Origin of the sequence: Saccharomonospora sp. NPDC046836, assembly GCF_040645195.1 — a bacterium.
Lineage (GTDB): Bacteria > Actinomycetota > Actinomycetes > Mycobacteriales > Pseudonocardiaceae > Prauserella_A.
The window spans coordinates 64,951-80,534 of sequence record NZ_JBEYXW010000017.1; the positions used below are offsets into that span (position 1 = coordinate 64,951).

The window sequence follows — 15,584 nt, forward strand, 5'->3', positions numbered from 1 at the left end:
GCTAGCCGCCGCCAACGCAGTCGACGCCGTCGGCCGCGGCCTCGTCCGCGGACCGGTAACGATCGAGTGCGGCAGTAATCTGGACCTTCAGCTCTTCCAGCTCCTGCCCGAAGCGCGTCAGTGACTCGGCTGCCGAACCCTGCTCACCGAGTCCGTATGCCGCCATGAAATCGCCGACCTCGCCGGCGTACCCGGCACCGAGCGGAACCGACCGGCCGAGCACCTTGGCCTGCCGCACCAGCTCCCCCACGACGTCCTGCAGCTCGCTCAACCGCCGGAAGGCGTCCGCGGCCAGCTCCGGCGAGACGGCGAACGCCTCGGCCGGGACGGCCGCAACGGCCGTGTCCGCGTCGGTCATCGCGTTGCGCCTCTCCGTAACTCCGTAGCCACCCGGTTCCGCTTCGGAGCATAGGTGAGAACCGAGGGTCATCGGGAGGCCCCGGCGCAGGTCACCTGATCGGCGCAGAAAGCCAGCTGACGCAATGTGAGCGCGGGGCTGTATTTCCGGGTTCGCCCGGGTTTGACACACTTCGTGGCAGGGTGGTGAGGGGGCGAGGACAACCATCCCGCGAACGATCACCACACGTTCGTGGCATGCGTTATCGCCATTTGGCACTGGGAGGTCGTGTGACGTCGAACGGACAGTCTGCTGCTACCGCCGAGATGAACGGCGAGCAGGCAATTGAGCAGTTGCCCTACCCACCCAGTGGTCCATACCCGGCCGGCACCGCCAACGGGCACGCTCCCGCCGGGCTCGCCGAGCTGCACGACACCGTGCGCCGGATCGCAGGCAACGTCGAGCGGGTGCTCGTCGGCAAGCCCGACGTGGTGCGGATCGCGCTCGTGACCCTGCTGGCAGAGGGCCACCTGCTGGTGGAGGACGTGCCCGGCGTCGGCAAGACATCGCTGGCGAAAGCGCTCGCACGCTCGATCGACTGCACGGTCAGCCGCATTCAGTTCACCCCCGACCTGCTGCCCAGCGACATCACCGGCGTCTCGATCTACAACCGGCAGCGGGCCGACTTCGAGTTCCGGCCCGGCCCGGTGTTCGCCAACATCGTCGTGGGCGACGAGATCAACCGCGCCTCGCCGAAGACGCAGTCCGCGCTGCTGGAGTGCATGGAGGAGCGCCAGGTCACCGTCGACACCACGACCTACCACCTCGACGATCCGTTCATGGTGATCGCCACCCAGAACCCGATCGAGATGGAGGGGACTTACGCACTGCCCGAGGCGCAGCGTGACCGGTTCACCGCGCGGGTCTCCATCGGCTACCCCGATCCCCAGGCCGAGCTGGCGATGGTCGACGAGCATTCCGGCACCAACCCGCTGGACCAGCTGCAGCCGGTGTCCGACGGTGCCACCGTGCACCGCCTCATCCAGACCGTGCGGGGCATGCACATCGCCCAGGACGTCCGGCAGTACGCGGTCGAGCTCGTCGGCGCCACCCGGCAGGTCCCCGAGGTGCGGCTCGGCGCCTCGCCCCGGGCCACCCTGCAGCTGGTCCGTGCCGCCAGGGCGCAGGCAGCGCTTTCCGGCCGCGAGTACGTCGTGCCGGACGACCTGCACGCCATCGCGATCCCCGTGCTGGCGCACCGGCTGGTACTGACCACCGAGGCGCATGCGGCACGCCGCTCGGCCACGGACGTGATCCGCGCCGTGCTGCACCGCGTGCCCATCCCGCACGGCGACCGCATGGGCCGCCGGTAGCTCCCGGAAAGCCCGACAACTGTGACCAGTCCCAGCCCAGCCGGCGAGGAGCCTTCGCGCAGGGCACGCCGGCCGGCCCCGTGGCGCGCGCTGTCCGGCCTGACCACGCGGGGCCGGTGCCTGCTCGCGGCAGGGGTCGCCGCCGCCGTCTGCGCCGCCGTGCTCAACGAGCGGGACCTGCTGCGGGTGGCGGTGTTCGTGATCGCTCTTCCGTTGTTCGTGGCGCTGCTGGCCTCGGCGTCGAAGGTACGGATCGGGGCGTCGCGCACGCTGCTCCCGGAACGGGTCGAGGTCGGCGGGCACGGCGAGGTCCAGCTCGACATCTGGCGTGGCGGGCGGCTTCCCGGCGGCGACATCCTGCTGGAGGACGGCATCCCGTACGCGCTGGGGGCGCGCCCGCGCTTCGTCATCGAACGGCTGCCCCAGCACCGGCCGGTGTCCCTGCGCTATCCGGTGCAGCCGACACTGCGCGGCGTCCAGCAGGTCGGCCCGCTGCGTGCCACGGTCACCGATCCGTTCGGCCTGTGCGAGTTCGAACGGGAACTGATCGGCCATTCCCGGCTGGTGGTGGTACCGAAGACCGCTCGCCTGTGGGGACTGCCGATCGGCGCGGGTATCGGTGCGGGCGACGACGGCAGCATCCGCCTGCATGCCGGACAGGGCGAGACCGACATCATGGTGCGGCACTACCGCCAGGGTGACGATCTGCGCAAGGTGCACTGGCGCTCCACGGCCCGCCGCGGCGAGATCATGGTGCGGGTGGAGGAGCGCCCGTGGCGTGGCGGCACGACGGTGCTGCTCGACCACCGCGCTGCCGCGCACCAGGGTGCCGGCTCCGCCGCGAGCCTCGAATGGGCGGTGGAGTTCGCGGCGAGCATTTGTCTGCACCTCGGCCGCGCCGGCCACCGGGTGCGCCTGGTGAGCGAGCACGGCAAGGTGCTCGCCGACACGCCGGGTGACGGTGGGCAGCATTACGACAACGTCCTGCTCGATGCACTGGCCGCGCTGCAGCCGGGCCACGAGCGCGATCTCACCATGGGCTTCGACCCGGCACACGGACAGGAGCTCATCGCGGTGCTGGGCACGATCAGCACGGAGTCGGTACACCAGTTGACGAAGTACCGTCCCCGCGGCAGCCGAAGCCTCGCCGTCCTGCTCGACATTCCCACGTGGACGGGTGCGGCAGCCGCGCCCGAGAACCGCCCCGTCGAGGACACGGCCGCGCTGCTGCGTGCCGCCGGCTGGGGCGTCGTCATCGCCACCACCGGCACCCCGATGCCTCAAGTGTGGTCCGAACTCTGCCGGACGGTGGCTCCTGGCGCCGCGCTGATCGGCGGTCAGGCATGAGGAGTCCTGTGTCGAACCGCGGCAGTCGAGGCGACCACAAGGCGCGCGCCATGTGGCCAAGCCCTGTCGACACGATCGCGTTCGCGCGCAAAGTTGCGGAGAAGACGGCATGAGCACGGCCGCTCCCCCACGACCTCAGGCCTCGACGCCGCCTCCGGCTCCACAGGCCCAGCTCACCCCGCACTCGGTGCTGACACCCACGCTCGCCGGGCTCGCCACCGTGTGCGCGGCGAGCGCGCTGACCGGCGTCATCCAGGGGCTGGCCTGGTTCGGTTACGTCATCGTGGCGACGGTGCTGGTGGCCTGCACCGGCCTGGCGCTGCGTGCGGTGCGGGCACCCGCGCTGGTGGTGAGCGCCGCACAGATGCTGGTGCTGACGTTCCTGGTGATCGGAGCGTTCACGCGCAGCGGGTTCCTGGCGATCCTGCCCGGCCCCGCGGCGCTGACGGAACTGAACGGCGTGCTGGTGGCCGCCTTCGAGCAGATCCGCACCGGCCTGGCACCGGTCGAGGCCACGACGCCGATCCTGTGCCTGGTGACCATCGCGATCGGGCTCGTAGCGATCACGGTCGACACGCTCGCCGTTGCAGCCGCCGCGCCCGCCGCGACCGGGCTGCTCCTGCTCTGCGTGTACGCGGTGCCCTCCGCCCTGGCCGAGGACCTGCTGCCGTGGTGGACCTTCGCGCTCGGCGCTGCCTCGTTCGCGGCGCTGCTCGCGGCCGACGGTAGTCACCGGCACCGCACCTGGCGCAACCGGTCGGCTCCCGGCCTCGGTGCCTCCCCCGGTTCGGCCTCGGGCCCGGTCGGCGTGGTCGCCGCGGCACTGGTCGTCGGACTCGTCGCCGGCTCCACCGTCACCGCGATCGGCACGGAGGGAAGCCTGCCCGGCTCCTCCGGCAACGGCCAGAACGTACCCGGCGGGCTGGGCGTCAACCCGTTCACGTCCCTGCGCGGAATGCTGGACCAGGGCAGCAACGTCGAACTGTTCCGGGTGCGCGGGCTCGAGAACGACCGCAGGCTGCTGCGCGCGTTCACACTCGACACCTACCGGCCGAACCAGGGCTGGGGGCTGCCGGAGGGCCCGATGCCGGCGGGTGTCCCGGCGAGCGGGCCGCTGCCGATGGCTCCCGGTGACGACGGGACCGGTGACACCAGGGAGATCCGGATCGAGCCGGTCAACTGGTTCGACCTGTGGCTGCCGATGTACGGCGCCCCCCGAAGCCTGCGCAACGTCGCCGAGGGCTGGTACTACGACCGCACCAGCGGCATTGTGTTCCGCGAGCGCAGGATCCGTCCCGCGGCCTACGTCGAGTCCGCCTCGCTGCGCGAACCCAGCAAGGCCCAGCTGCGGGAGACCGATCCGCGGCCGGCGCAGGTACCACCGATCTACACCACCGCCGAGCGGGTCGACCCGCGGGTGAGCGCGCTGGCCCGCCAGCTCACGGCGTCGGCAACCAACGACTTCGACAGGGCCGAGGCGATCTGGCGATATTTCAGCCCGGCCAACGGCTTCGTCTACGACCTCCAGACCGCTCCCGCCAACGACTCCGACGCGCTCGCGGACTTCCTGCTCAACGGCAAGCGCGGGTTCTGCGAGCAGTACGCCTCGTCGATGGCGGTGATGCTCAGGGCGGTCGGGATCCCGTCCAGGGTGGCGGTCGGTTTCACCTCGGGTGTCCCGACCGGCGACTACCGCAGCATCACCTCGCAGGATGCACACGCGTGGGTCGAGGTCTACTTCGGCGACCAGGGCTGGGTCAGCTTCGACCCGACCCCGCTGTCGGACGGGCGCGGCTACATACCGTCGTACCTGCGCCCCGACGAGGTGCCCAACGATCCGGTGCCGTCGGCGGAGAGCGCGGTGCCGAGCGCGTCGGCGAGCGAACAGCCTTCGCAGACTCAGCAGCCGGATCTGCAGGCAGGCTCCGGTTCCGAACAGGACAGCAGGCCGTTCTACGTGGCACCGTCCTGGTCGGGCTGGGGTGCGCTGGTCGCGGGCCTGCTGGCGACCGTGCTCACGGCGGCGATCATGCTGCTGGGCAGGCGGATCACCGGCGGCAGGCACAGCGCCGCGGCGGCACCGATGCCGCGCTGGCTCCCACCAGTGGCGGGTGCGCTCTGGGGGGCATCTCTGTTGTTGCTCGCCTGGCAGCTGCACTGGGCTGCGGCAGTCGGCCTGCTCGTCGTGGCGGCTGCGGTGGTGACGCCGTCGGTGGTACGTGACGCGGTACGTAGGCGACGGCTGGACGCGATCGCCGCCGGGAAGGCAGGCGCCGCGGACGCGGCTTGGAACGAGCTGCTCGACGAGTGCGCCGACCGCGGCATCGAGATCGCGAGGACGGACACGGTGCGGCTGGCGGCGCAGAAGGTCGCGCAGCGGCACCACCTCGACGACCGCGGCAAGAACGATCTCCGCGCGGTCGTCAGCGTTGTGGAGCGCTCGTGGTACAGCCGCCACGACGCGGCCGATCCGGAGCTCGGCCGGGCGTTCCAGGGACTGCGCGAGAGCCTGCAGCGCAACGCGCCGATGTCCTGGCGCGGGCGGCTGCTCCCCCGCTCACTGTTCCGTCGCCGCAACGACTAGAGAGTAACAACGAAGAACAGGGCGCCGTGGCGCCCTGTTCTTCGTATGAAGCCCGAAACGGTACTAGCGGTCTTCGAAGCGCTGCCGGAAACGCTCTTCCATGCGCTGTGTGAAGGAGCTGCGGCGCGGCTGCCTGCCGCCCGCGCCCGCCCGCTGACCGTTCTTCCCGTCCGGCTCCCCCCGGGCTCGCATAGCAGTGACAGCGAGCAGAACCCCAAAGAACATCACGAGGAAACCGAGCACGCTGATCAACGGAATCTCGGCGACCCGGAACGGCACCACAACGCCGAGCACCAGCAGCGCAACACCGACGACGAACAGGGCGACCCCCTGTACGCGGCGACGGCGCGATGGGCGACGCATCTTGGCGCCACGTACCGTGGATGCGAACTTGGGGTCCTCGGCATAGAGCTCGCGCTCGATCTGGTCGAGCAGCCGCTGCTCATGCTCGGAGAGTGGCATCTTTCCTCCTCCGGCACAGCGTTGTCTCCGGCCCCTTGGGCGGGCGCCGGACCGCGCTTCGTCGTGGACCCAACGACCCCCCGATCGGGGTGTCCCCACCAGGATACGAGGCCCGCGCGCCGACGACTACCCGATCTCGCATGAACCACACAGAGATTTGCACGAAACCCGCGGACGCCGACCTCAGCCCCGCGAACGCGACCAATCTCACCCCTCATCGGGTGAGAGAAGCGAGGCCGGGCGAACGGCCGCGGCACCGAACTTGGACCTGGCGACGTCCGCGGCGAGTTCCGCCTCCCGCCAGCGCGGCGCCGGCGAATCGAAGCTCAGCTGCTCGGCCGACTCCGCGCCGTCGAGCCCTTCCAGGCGCACGCCGATGAGCCGCACCGGGGCGCCGGTCGCGGCCTCGTCGAGCAGCGCGACGGCGGTCGTGTGGATCAACCGGCCGACGTCGGTCGGCGCGAAGAGGGTCCGCGCCCTGGTGATCGTCCGGAAGTCGGCGAACCGCAGCTTGATCGACACGGTACGACCACGTATGCCCTTGCCCCGCAGGGTCGCCGCGACGCGTTCGGACAGCCGGAGCAGCTCCCGGTCGAGCACCGCGCGGTCGTACTGGTCCACATCGAACGTGTGCTCGGCCCCGATCGACTTCTCCTCGGCATCGGGCACGATGGCCCTGTCGTCCCGGCCATGGGCGAGGGCGTGCAGGTGCTCGCCGGTCGCGACGCCGAGACTGCGCCGCAGGCGGTCCAGCGGTGTCCTGGCGACATCGGCGATGGTCTCCAGCCCGTGCCGCCGCAGGTTCTCCTCCGTCTTCCTGCCAACGCCCCACAGCGCCGACACCGGCAGCGGATGCAGGAAGTCCAGGGTCTGGGCCACCGGGACGACGAGCATGCCGTCCGGCTTGGCCATGCCGGAGGCCAGCTTGGCGACGAACTTGACACCCGCAACGCCGACAGAGCAGGTGATCCCGTGCTCGGCGGCCACCCGGTTTCGGATGAGCGCACCGATGCCTGCCGGTGTCGTGCCCAGCCTGCGCAGGGCGCCCCGTACGTCGAGGAAGGCCTCGTCGAGGCTCAGCGGCTCCACGAGCGGCGTCAGCTCACGGAAGATCGCCAGCACACCCCGGGAGACCTCGCTGTAGACGCCGCGGCTCGGCGGGATCCACACCGCCTGCGGGCACAGCCGCCGGGCCGCGCCGACGGGCATCGCCGAGCGCACGCCGTAGCGCCGTGCCGGGTAGTTCGCCGAGAGCACCACCGACCGCGGGCCCGCACCGGCCACGATCACCGGCCGATCGACGAGCTCAGGGCGTTCCCGCAGTTCGACGGCCGCGAAGAAGGCGTCCATGTCGACATGCAGCACGCCACAACCCGTATCGTCCGGGGTGGCGTGCGCGCCGGCCCGGAACCGCTCGAATCCGGCAGGCAGCTCCGCGTTTCGTCCCATCGCGGCCAGGTTATCCCGGCCGTCCGACAAATCCGGCCGCGCGTGTGTCAGCCGGTGCGGCGCGCCAGGGCGTGCAACCGGCTGGCGACGTCGCGCAACGGCGGCGCACCCGAGGCGAGTGCCTCGAACTCGGCGAGGTCCTGCTCCCACGACCCGGCGGCGCTCGCCGGCTCGGCGACGAGGCTGGGCACGATGTCGGACACCACACCGTCGCCCTGGATCCGTTCCACCTGCAGACCGGCTCCGCTGAGCAGGTCCCGCAGCCCCGCCGTGTCGAACCGGCGCAGGAGCGTCTCCCCGTCGTCGGTCAGCACACCGGCTGGATCGGCGAGCAGCTTGCTCGCCTCGGCGAGCCGTCCGGCCAGCGCCCTGTGCAGTGCGGCGGCGTGCCGGTTGGCGGCCAGCACCGAGACGGCGCCCCCGGGTGCGACGGCAGCCGCGAGTGCGGCGGCCACCGCTGCCGGGTCGTCGACGATCTCGAGCAGGCCGTGGGCGAGCACGAGATCGGCCGCGCCGCCGGGAACCTGGTTGCCGAGTGCGTCGGTGTCGTCGGCCACGACCGTGATCCGGTCGGACACTCCCACCTCCGCCGCGCGGCGCCGCAGGGTGGCCAGCGCATTGGGATTGGGCTCGACCACCGTCACCAGGCAGCCCGCCGACGCCAGCGGTACGGCCCAGCCCCCGCTGCCGCCGCCCACGTCGACCACGCGCGGATCGCGCCGGCCGCGGTCACGCGCTTCACGCAGCTCGGCCTCCAGGACCTTCCGCACCGCAGCTGACCCGTGCCCGGCCGACGTCTCCGTTCGCATGGACGGCAGCGTAGTTGGGCCGGTTGTCCGTTCTCACCTCGACCATGCACGGTTGCGCTCCGGATACGGCTACGCTCGCAGGCGTGCACACGGTGGCCGTACTGAGCCTCAAGGGAGGCGTCGGGAAGACGACGGTTGCGCTGGGTATCGCCTCGGCTGCGCTACGCAGGGGCGCCCGCGCCCTCGTCGCGGATCTCGATCCGCAGGGCAACGCCACCGCGACGCTGGATCCGCCGATGACAGAGGCGACGCTCACCGACGTGCTGGAGACCCCGCGCCGTGCCGTGATCGAGCAGGCGCTGGCGCCCAGCGGCTGGAGCGACGAGCTGGACGTGCTGGTCAGCTCCGAGGATCTGGAGCAGCTCAACGAGCCCGCACCCGACAACCGCAGGATGAACAACCTCGCCAGGGCGCTGGACGAACTGCGCGCCAAGCCCCGGGACAGACCGTACGAGCTGGCGATCCTGGACTGCCCGCCCTCGCTCGGCAGGCTCACGCGCTCGGCGCTGCTCGCCGCCGACAGCGCACTGCTGGTCACCGAGCCGACGATGTACGCGGTCTCCGGCGCCGAGCGCGCGCTCGAGGCGATCGAGGCGATCCGCACGGAGCACAACCCGCGGTTGCGTGCGGCCGGGGTGCTGGTGAACCGTATGCGCACGCGGTCCTACGAGCACCAGTACCGCATCCAGGAGCTGCGCGAGACGTTCGGCAGGCTCGTGATGCCCACCGCGATCCCGGACCGGCTGGCCATCCAGCAGGCCCAGGGCGCGTGCACGCCGATCCACGAGTGGAAGTCGCCTGGTGCGCAGGAGATCGCGCTGACGTTCAACATGGTGCTCGCGAAGATCCTGCGCTCCAACCGCGCGGGGCGGCACCGTCTCGACGGGACGGAACAGGCGGCGCCGCCTGCTCCCACCGAAGTCGAGACCACCTCGCAGTTTCCGGCGCTGCGCGAGCTCGCCGAGCGGGAGATCGGCTGACCGATGCCCGAGGGCGACACCGTCTTCCGCACCGGCAAGATCGTCGAGAAGGCCCTCGCCGGCCAGACCCTCGTCCGCACCGACTTCCGCCATCCGGCACTGGCCACCGCCGACCTCACTGGGCACGAGGTGCTCGGCGTGCGCACGGTCGGCAAGCACCTGTTCACCCGTTTCTCCGGCGAGCTCAGCCTGCACAGCCACCTCAAGATGGACGGCTCCTGGCGGGTTTTCCGCCCTGGCGCCCGCTGGAGCATGCCGGCACACCATGCCAGGGTCGTGCTCGCCTGCCGCGAGGCCGAGGCCGTCGGGTTCCGGGTGCACGACCTGGCGCTGCTGCCCACCACAGAAGAATCCCGCATCGTGGGGCACCTCGGACCCGACCTGCTGGATCCACAGTGGACTGACGAACACGCGGCGACCGCGGCGCACGCACTGGCCGCGAGCCCCGACCGCGAGCTGGGGCTGGCACTGCTCGACCAGCGGGTCATGGCCGGCATCGGGAATCTGTACAAAGTGGAGATCTGTTTCCTGCTCGGTGTCTCACCGTGGACCCCGGTCGCCGAGGTGAGCGCCGAACGCGCCGTGACGCTGGCCCGGAAACTGTTGCTGGCCAACGCATGGCGGCCCGAGCAGAGCACGACGGGCGAGCTGGCCCGCGGTCGCCGCAACTGGGTCTACGAGCGCACGCGGCAGGGCTGTTTCCGTTGCGGAGGCCGGGTCCGGATCGGCGCGCAGGGCGCAGGCACGCAGGCCAGGCCGACCTGGTACTGCCCACGTTGCCAGCCGGGACCGGCCCCCGTTTCCTAGCCGGTTAAAAGATGTTGCCGCGCAATGGTTGCTTCGCATAGCGTTGCGGTACACGAGAGAGGAGGTGGTCCGACGTTGAACAGCTATAGGACTCGTGAGGTGGCTGTCCGCTAACGGGCAGCGCACGGACCACCCGAGTACGCCGTCCGCGGCGTGCTCGCGAGACTGTGAACTGTGCCGCCTGGCAGTGAATACCAGGCAGCCACCGCCCCTGACGCTCCGGAGTGCCGGTCCTACTCGGGCCCGAACGGCTGACGACGTTCGGGAGTCGCGTCGGGGGCTTTCTCGTTTCCGGGTACCTGCGGGCCGGCAGGCACCGATGGGGCAGCATGGGCAGGTGCTGTTCGACAAGATCGCCCGCCCCGTGCTCTACCGGCTCGCCGGTGACGACGCCGAGGTCGTGCACGAGCGCACCGTGCGCGCTCTCGGCCGGTTGAGCACGGTGCCCCCCGCCTTGGCCGCGCTACGCCGTCTCTACGCCGTCGACGATCCGGTCACGGTGTTCGGCATCCGCTTCCCCAACCGGGTCGGCCTGGCCGCCGGTATGGACAAGGACGGCCGCGCGCTGGCGGCCTGGCCGGCACTCGGCTTCGGTTTCGTCGAGGTCGGTACGGTCACCCGGCTGGCACAGCCAGGCAACCCCAAGCCGCGCTTGTTCACCCTCGCCGGCAGCGAAGCGGTGATCAACCGGATGGGCTTCAACAACGCCGGCGCCGAGGCACTCGCCCGGCGGCTCGCCAGCACGGGCAAGCCGGGCGTCCCGCTGGGCATCAGCATCGGCAAGTCCAAGGTCACCGCGCTCGAGGACGCCGTGGCGGACTATCAGGAGTCGCTGCGCGCGCTACACACCTACGCCGACTACGTCGCGATCAACGTCAGCTCGCCGAACACCCCCGGCCTGCGGTCGCTGCAGGACCGTTCCGCGCTGAGCGAACTGCTCGCCGAACTACGCCGTACCGCGGTCACGCTCGCCGAGGAGGCGGGTGGCGTGCCGGCACCGCTGCTGGTCAAGGTGTCCCCCGACCTGTCCGAGGAGGCGCTGGCCGAGCTGCTGGAGGTCTGCCTCGAACACGGCGTCGCCGGGATCATCGCCACCAACACCACGCTCGGCAGGGAGGGGCTCGCACCGGCCGACGTTCCTCTCGGCGCGGAGCAGGGCGGTCTGTCCGGCCGCCCGCTCGCGGGCCGCGCGCGGGACGTGGTCCGCTTCGTCCGCGCGGAGGCAGGTGACCGGCTGCCCGTGATCGGCGTCGGTGGTATCGCAAGCCCACACGACGCCCAACTGATGCTGGACGCGGGTGCGAGCCTGGTGCAGCTCTACACCGGCTTCGCGTTGCAGGGCCCTGGCCTGGTGCGGCGTATCAACCGGACGCTGGCCGCGGCCCGGGCACGATAGGCCCCCGCGTGCTCAGGTAGCGCAGGTAGGCACGCCAGCAGCCGAACGAGGTCACGTCGGTGCCCTCGGCCGCGGCGACCGCGTCGCAGAGCACACCGGTGGCATTGACGCCGCCGGCGAGTTCGATGGAGCCCAGGCTCAGCGGCGCCGGCAGCTCCGCCAGGAACCGGCCGAGCCCAGCCGGGGAGACCACCCAGCGCTCGGCGAGCAGCGCGCCGCCACCCGCGCCGGCGCGCAGCACTCCGGCCCGGAGCGGCGTGCCGGGCAACGCGACCATGCGGTAGCACGGCGCGGTCTCGACGAAGCCGGTGAAGCGGGCGGCGACGTCGGTGAGCGCGCTGTTGAGCGGCTGCCCGCGCAGGTGGGCGCCGAAGACGATCAGCTCGATCCCGGTGGCCGGGTACGGGGTGTCGGCCTGACAGCTGCTGAGCAGGCCGACGAGGTCGATGGCCACCTGATCGTCGAACGCCCGGGTGACCACAGCGGTACCGTACGGGCCGACCATGGCGGCGCTGTCGAGCGTGCCGAGAATGTCGGCCAGAGCCGGCGCCGTACCGGCTGCTGGCAGCAGCAGTGCGTCGTAGCCGGACAGCATGTGCGCGGGGTTCGCCGCCCACCGCTGCACGGCGGGACCGAGCGGCACCGTCGCCACGACAGCACCCGCAGCGCGCAGGGTGTCGACGGTGGCGGCGAAGACTCGGCGCACCTCCCCGGGTACGCCGTCGAGATCGGCCGTGACGGGCATGACGACGCGGGGGTGCTCACCGGCACTGAACCGGACATCCGCGGGCCACTCCCGGCATGCCGCATCGCTCTCGTCCGGCCCCGTCATCGCGGCAAGCGTGCGCTGCCCGACGTCGAGGTCACGAGCCAGCACGCAGATCCCGGCCAGCGCGGGTACCAGACCGCGGGTCGGCCACAACGCCACCGCACCGGTGTACTCGTCCGGCACCGCCGGGCACACCACGGCGTCCACGAGGTCGAGCGGCGGCGCGCCTGCGACGGCGCCCAGGTCTACCGTCCCGAACACGACGGCACCGTCCCGCACCAGCCGCTGCACGAGCAGTGGCACATCAGGGACCGCTACCAACGCTCCGGCCAGCGGCAGCTGACCGTCCGCCCGCGCCCGCTCGTCTACGGCCTTGGCGTCGACGAGCACGTCCTCGCGGTCGCGGACGGTGAGCCAGGGCCGTGGTCTGGCTTCGCGTGCCAGCGCCTCGAAGGCGGCGGTAGCGCGCTGGCAGGAGCTGACCTGCGGGATCGAGACGGTTTCTTCCAGCAGGAATGCGTTCACGCCGCCGTCCTTTCCGCCGATGACAGCTGGGCGGATGCTGATGTCCGCCGCAGCCGATCCGGGTACCGGGTGGTGACGTGAAGGCTAGGAACCCCGCATTTCCGCTCGGGTCCCCGATGCGTTACCGGCCTATTTCCTCCGGTTACGCCCGAGCGGTCAGGACAGTTCTCGCAGCGCGAGCGCCAGACCGGCGAGCCGGTCGGTCGCGTCGGTCAGCGCTTCCTTCGCTGGCTGGACCCCGCCGCTGCTCTCGGCAACCGCACGACCGGCCGCGGCGACAAGGCTGCCGTAGCCGTTGAGCCCGTCGTCGAGCTGAGCACGCAGGTTCTTGATGGCCGAGCCCAGCGCCGCACGCTCGCTAGCCGGAGCGGCCGCACGGGCACGCTCGATCGACTGGATACGCGTGGCGAGGGCGCGCAGGGCAGCCGCCGCCTCGGCGGCTGTGGCCTTGGCATCCTCGACCGACACGGCAGGAACGGACGCGGCGGCACCGGGCGTGGGGGTACCGAGCTGGCCGAGCAGCTCGGCGAGGGTGGCCTCGCTCTCAGCCAGGCGCTCCATGGGTTTGCGTGCCACGGAGCTCGTCGGCGGCAACCGCGGCGGCTCGGTCCGTGCCGGGACCTCCGTGCGGTTGAGCTGACGCAGGCGCAGCCCCGACCGCACGCCCAGCACACCGAAGATCACCACGGCGGTGAGGCCGCTGAAGGCACCGACGAAGCCCTCCTGCGAGCTCGTGATGCCGTAGAAGCCGCCGACCGCCCACAGCACGCTCAACAGCGTGAGGATCGTCCACAGCGTCACGGCGCGGGAGGTGCGCCGCTTGCGGCGTTCCAGTTTCGCCGCGGGCTCGTTCCACCGCACGAACTTGTCACGCATGTCCGTGACGGCGGTGAGATCGATGGGCCGCACCGGCGGGCGCGGAACCCTGCCGTCGCCAGCCTGCCTGTCCTGCTCGGCAGACTGGCTCGGCGGCGGCATGAACTTCTGTAGCTTCTCCTGCGCCCGCTGGGCGTAGTCGGGCAGGCGTTCGAGGTGCTTTTCCAGCTTCGCGTTGAACTCGCTGAAGTCGCGTTTGCCCTGCCTGCCCGTCATGATCGCCGCCCGGCCCGGCTCAGGCCTGGTTCTTCTGGCGCTCGGCGTCGACGCGCGCCTGGATCTCCCGCTGGACGTCCGCAGCGGACGAGGCGGACGGGGCGGGAGTGGACGCCGCGGAACCGTCGGTCACCTGGGCCACCGGCTCGCCGCGCATCGAGGCGCGGATCTGCTCGAGGCGGCTGTGCCCGGCCAGCTGCGTCGTGGAGTGCTGAACCTCGAGCATGCGGCCCTGCACCGAGTTCTGGGCCAGCTCCGCCGAGCCCAGCGCGGTGGTGTAGCGCTTCTCGATCTTGTCGCGGATCTCGTCGAGGGACGGCGTGTTGCCCGGCGCGGCCAGCTCGGTCATCTGGTTGAGCGAGGCCGACACCTGCTCCTGCATCTTCGCCTGCTCCAGCTGCGAGAGCAGCTTGGTCCGCTCGGCGAGCTTCTGCTGCAGCATGCTCGCGTTGCGCTCGACGGCCTGCTTGGCCTGCGCCGCGGCCTGCAGCGCCTGGTCGTGCAGCGTCTTGAGGTCCTCGATGCTCTGCTCGGCGGTGACGAGCTGGGCGGCGAAGCCTTCGGCCGCGGTCTCGAACTCCTGGGCCTTCTGGTTGTCACCCTTGGAGCGGGCCTCGTCCGCGAGGACCAGCGCCTGACGGGTGGAGGCCTGCAGCTTCTCGACCTCGCCGAGCTGCCGGTTGAGCTTCATCTCCAGCTGCCGCTGGTTGCCGATCACCGACGCCGCCTGCTGGGAGAGCGCCTGGTGGTTACGCTGCGCCTCCTCGATGGCCTGCTGGATCTGCACCTTCGGGTCGGCGTACTCGTCCACCTTCGACGAGAACGCCGCCATGAGGTACTTCCAGAACTTCACGAAAGGGTTGGCCATCTCCTCCGCCTGCCTTCTCACGTCCCACGGGGCTTGTTGTCCGGTGCTGTCACCACTCGCCGTGTCCTGGCAACGTGCGACCCCCGGTGTTGGGTTCCATCGTGTCAGGTGCGCGGCTGCCGTTCCAGGCGACCCCGGGGGAAATCAGGGATGGCCCTGAGCGTCCCTGCCGCCCGAGACGGCATGCGAGTCCCCACCCAGCGCCATCGTGCCTGTACAGGCAGTGTGCCCGCGCGGCTCAGGCCGCGAGGGCGGCCTTCGACTTCGGGGCCGGGATGGTGGTGCGCAGGGTCGGCGAGATCCGCAGGTCGGCCAGGTCGTTGCCGCGCGGCCCGGACACGATACGGCCACCTTCGAAGCCGCTGCCCGCCTTGGCCGTTGCACGCTTGTTCGGCCTGCCGGCCGGGCCTTCCGTGGGATCGGCCATCTCTTCCACGGGTGTGGTCTCTACCTGATCGAGCGCGGACACGTCCGCCGCGACGTTGTGCAGCAGCTCGCCGAGCGGCAGTTCCAGCGCGTCGCAGATCGAGGCGAGTAGCTCGCTGGAGGCCTCCTTCTGGCCCCGCTCGACCTCGGAGAGGTACCCGAGGCTGACCTTGGCGGCGCGGGAGATGTCGCGCAGCGTCCGGCGCTTGGTTGTGCGGGCATGACGGAGCCGATCACCGATCGCCTCACGCAACAGCACGGTCATCACGCGCCTCCCTTCAGCTACTGACCACGTTACCGAGATCAACCGACAGAACGCAGGTTCTGACACCGTACGTCCGCCAAGGGCGAACGCACGAC

The 15,584-nt window shown here is 71.0% G+C and carries 14 protein-coding genes; 6 read left to right on the forward strand and 8 right to left on the reverse strand.

The window, feature by feature from the left end; all coding sequences use genetic code 11:
• Nucleotide 1: 1 nt before the first annotated feature.
• Nucleotides 2-358 (reverse strand): hypothetical protein, encoded by a 357-nt coding sequence (locus tag ABZ863_RS20030; RefSeq protein ID WP_358537674.1) that lies wholly within the window; start codon nucleotides 356-358, stop codon nucleotides 2-4.
• Nucleotides 359-627: 269 nt separating this feature from the next.
• Here ABZ863_RS20030 and ABZ863_RS20035 point away from each other — a divergent pair, with 269 nt between their 5' ends.
• From ABZ863_RS20035 to ABZ863_RS20045, 3 genes are all read left to right on the forward strand, one after another.
• Nucleotides 628-1,710, forward strand: a complete 1,083-nt coding sequence (locus tag ABZ863_RS20035; protein ID WP_358537676.1) for a MoxR family ATPase — start codon at nucleotides 628-630, stop codon at nucleotides 1,708-1,710.
• Nucleotides 1,711-1,800: 90 nt separating this feature from the next.
• The gene (locus tag ABZ863_RS20040; protein ID WP_358537877.1) at nucleotides 1,801-3,057 is read left to right on the forward strand and encodes a DUF58 domain-containing protein; all 1,257 of its coding nucleotides are present in this window, start codon (nucleotides 1,801-1,803) and stop codon (nucleotides 3,055-3,057) included.
• 109 nt (nucleotides 3,058-3,166) lie between these two features.
• Nucleotides 3,167-5,641: a DUF3488 and transglutaminase-like domain-containing protein gene (locus ABZ863_RS20045; RefSeq protein WP_358537677.1), complete on the forward strand. Its 2,475-nt coding sequence runs from the start codon at nucleotides 3,167-3,169 to the stop codon at nucleotides 5,639-5,641.
• Nucleotides 5,642-5,704: 63 nt separating this feature from the next.
• Here ABZ863_RS20045 and ABZ863_RS20050 read toward each other — a convergent pair whose 3' ends face one another.
• The 3 genes from ABZ863_RS20050 to ABZ863_RS20060 all read right to left on the reverse strand — a co-directional run bounded on the left by ABZ863_RS20050 (nucleotide 5,705) and on the right by ABZ863_RS20060 (nucleotide 8,361).
• Complete coding sequence (locus tag ABZ863_RS20050) at nucleotides 5,705-6,103, reverse strand: DUF3040 domain-containing protein (RefSeq protein ID WP_358537680.1); 399 nt, start codon at nucleotides 6,101-6,103, stop codon at nucleotides 5,705-5,707.
• A gap of 207 nt (nucleotides 6,104-6,310) precedes the next feature.
• Nucleotides 6,311-7,552, reverse strand: a complete 1,242-nt coding sequence (locus ABZ863_RS20055) for a DNA polymerase IV (RefSeq protein ID WP_358537682.1) — start codon at nucleotides 7,550-7,552, stop codon at nucleotides 6,311-6,313.
• A 47-nt stretch (nucleotides 7,553-7,599) separates the two neighbouring features.
• Entirely contained in the window at nucleotides 7,600-8,361 is a 762-nt protein-coding gene (locus ABZ863_RS20060) for a methyltransferase domain-containing protein (protein WP_358537684.1), read from the reverse strand.
• An 83-nt stretch (nucleotides 8,362-8,444) separates the two neighbouring features.
• Between ABZ863_RS20060 and ABZ863_RS20065 the strand changes: the two genes are divergently transcribed.
• From ABZ863_RS20065 to ABZ863_RS20075, 3 genes are all read left to right on the forward strand, one after another.
• Nucleotides 8,445-9,341: a ParA family protein gene (locus ABZ863_RS20065; RefSeq protein ID WP_358537687.1), complete on the forward strand. Its 897-nt coding sequence runs from the start codon at nucleotides 8,445-8,447 to the stop codon at nucleotides 9,339-9,341.
• Nucleotides 9,342-9,344: 3 nt separating this feature from the next.
• Nucleotides 9,345-10,148 (forward strand): DNA-formamidopyrimidine glycosylase family protein, encoded by an 804-nt coding sequence (locus ABZ863_RS20070; RefSeq protein ID WP_358537689.1) that lies wholly within the window; start codon nucleotides 9,345-9,347, stop codon nucleotides 10,146-10,148.
• Between the two features lie 337 nt (nucleotides 10,149-10,485).
• On the forward strand, nucleotides 10,486-11,544 hold the full coding sequence (locus ABZ863_RS20075) for a quinone-dependent dihydroorotate dehydrogenase (protein WP_358537880.1): 1,059 nt from the start codon (nucleotides 10,486-10,488) through the stop codon (nucleotides 11,542-11,544).
• Here ABZ863_RS20075 and ABZ863_RS20080 read toward each other — a convergent pair.
• From ABZ863_RS20080 to ABZ863_RS20095, 4 genes are all read right to left on the reverse strand, one after another.
• The gene (locus ABZ863_RS20080; protein WP_358537691.1) at nucleotides 11,510-12,838 is read right to left on the reverse strand and encodes an amidase; all 1,329 of its coding nucleotides are present in this window, start codon (nucleotides 12,836-12,838) and stop codon (nucleotides 11,510-11,512) included. The two genes, ABZ863_RS20075 and ABZ863_RS20080, sit on opposite strands and share 35 nt — an antisense overlap.
• A 156-nt stretch (nucleotides 12,839-12,994) precedes the next feature.
• Nucleotides 12,995-13,930 (reverse strand): hypothetical protein, encoded by a 936-nt coding sequence (locus tag ABZ863_RS20085; RefSeq protein WP_358537694.1) that lies wholly within the window; start codon nucleotides 13,928-13,930, stop codon nucleotides 12,995-12,997.
• 19 nt (nucleotides 13,931-13,949) lie between these two features.
• The gene (locus ABZ863_RS20090) at nucleotides 13,950-14,798 is read right to left on the reverse strand and encodes a PspA/IM30 family protein (RefSeq protein ID WP_358537696.1); all 849 of its coding nucleotides are present in this window, start codon (nucleotides 14,796-14,798) and stop codon (nucleotides 13,950-13,952) included.
• 238 nt (nucleotides 14,799-15,036) lie between these two features.
• Nucleotides 15,037-15,489 (reverse strand): helix-turn-helix transcriptional regulator, encoded by a 453-nt coding sequence (locus tag ABZ863_RS20095; RefSeq protein ID WP_358537699.1) that lies wholly within the window; start codon nucleotides 15,487-15,489, stop codon nucleotides 15,037-15,039.
• Between the last annotated feature and the right edge of the window lie 95 nt (nucleotides 15,490-15,584).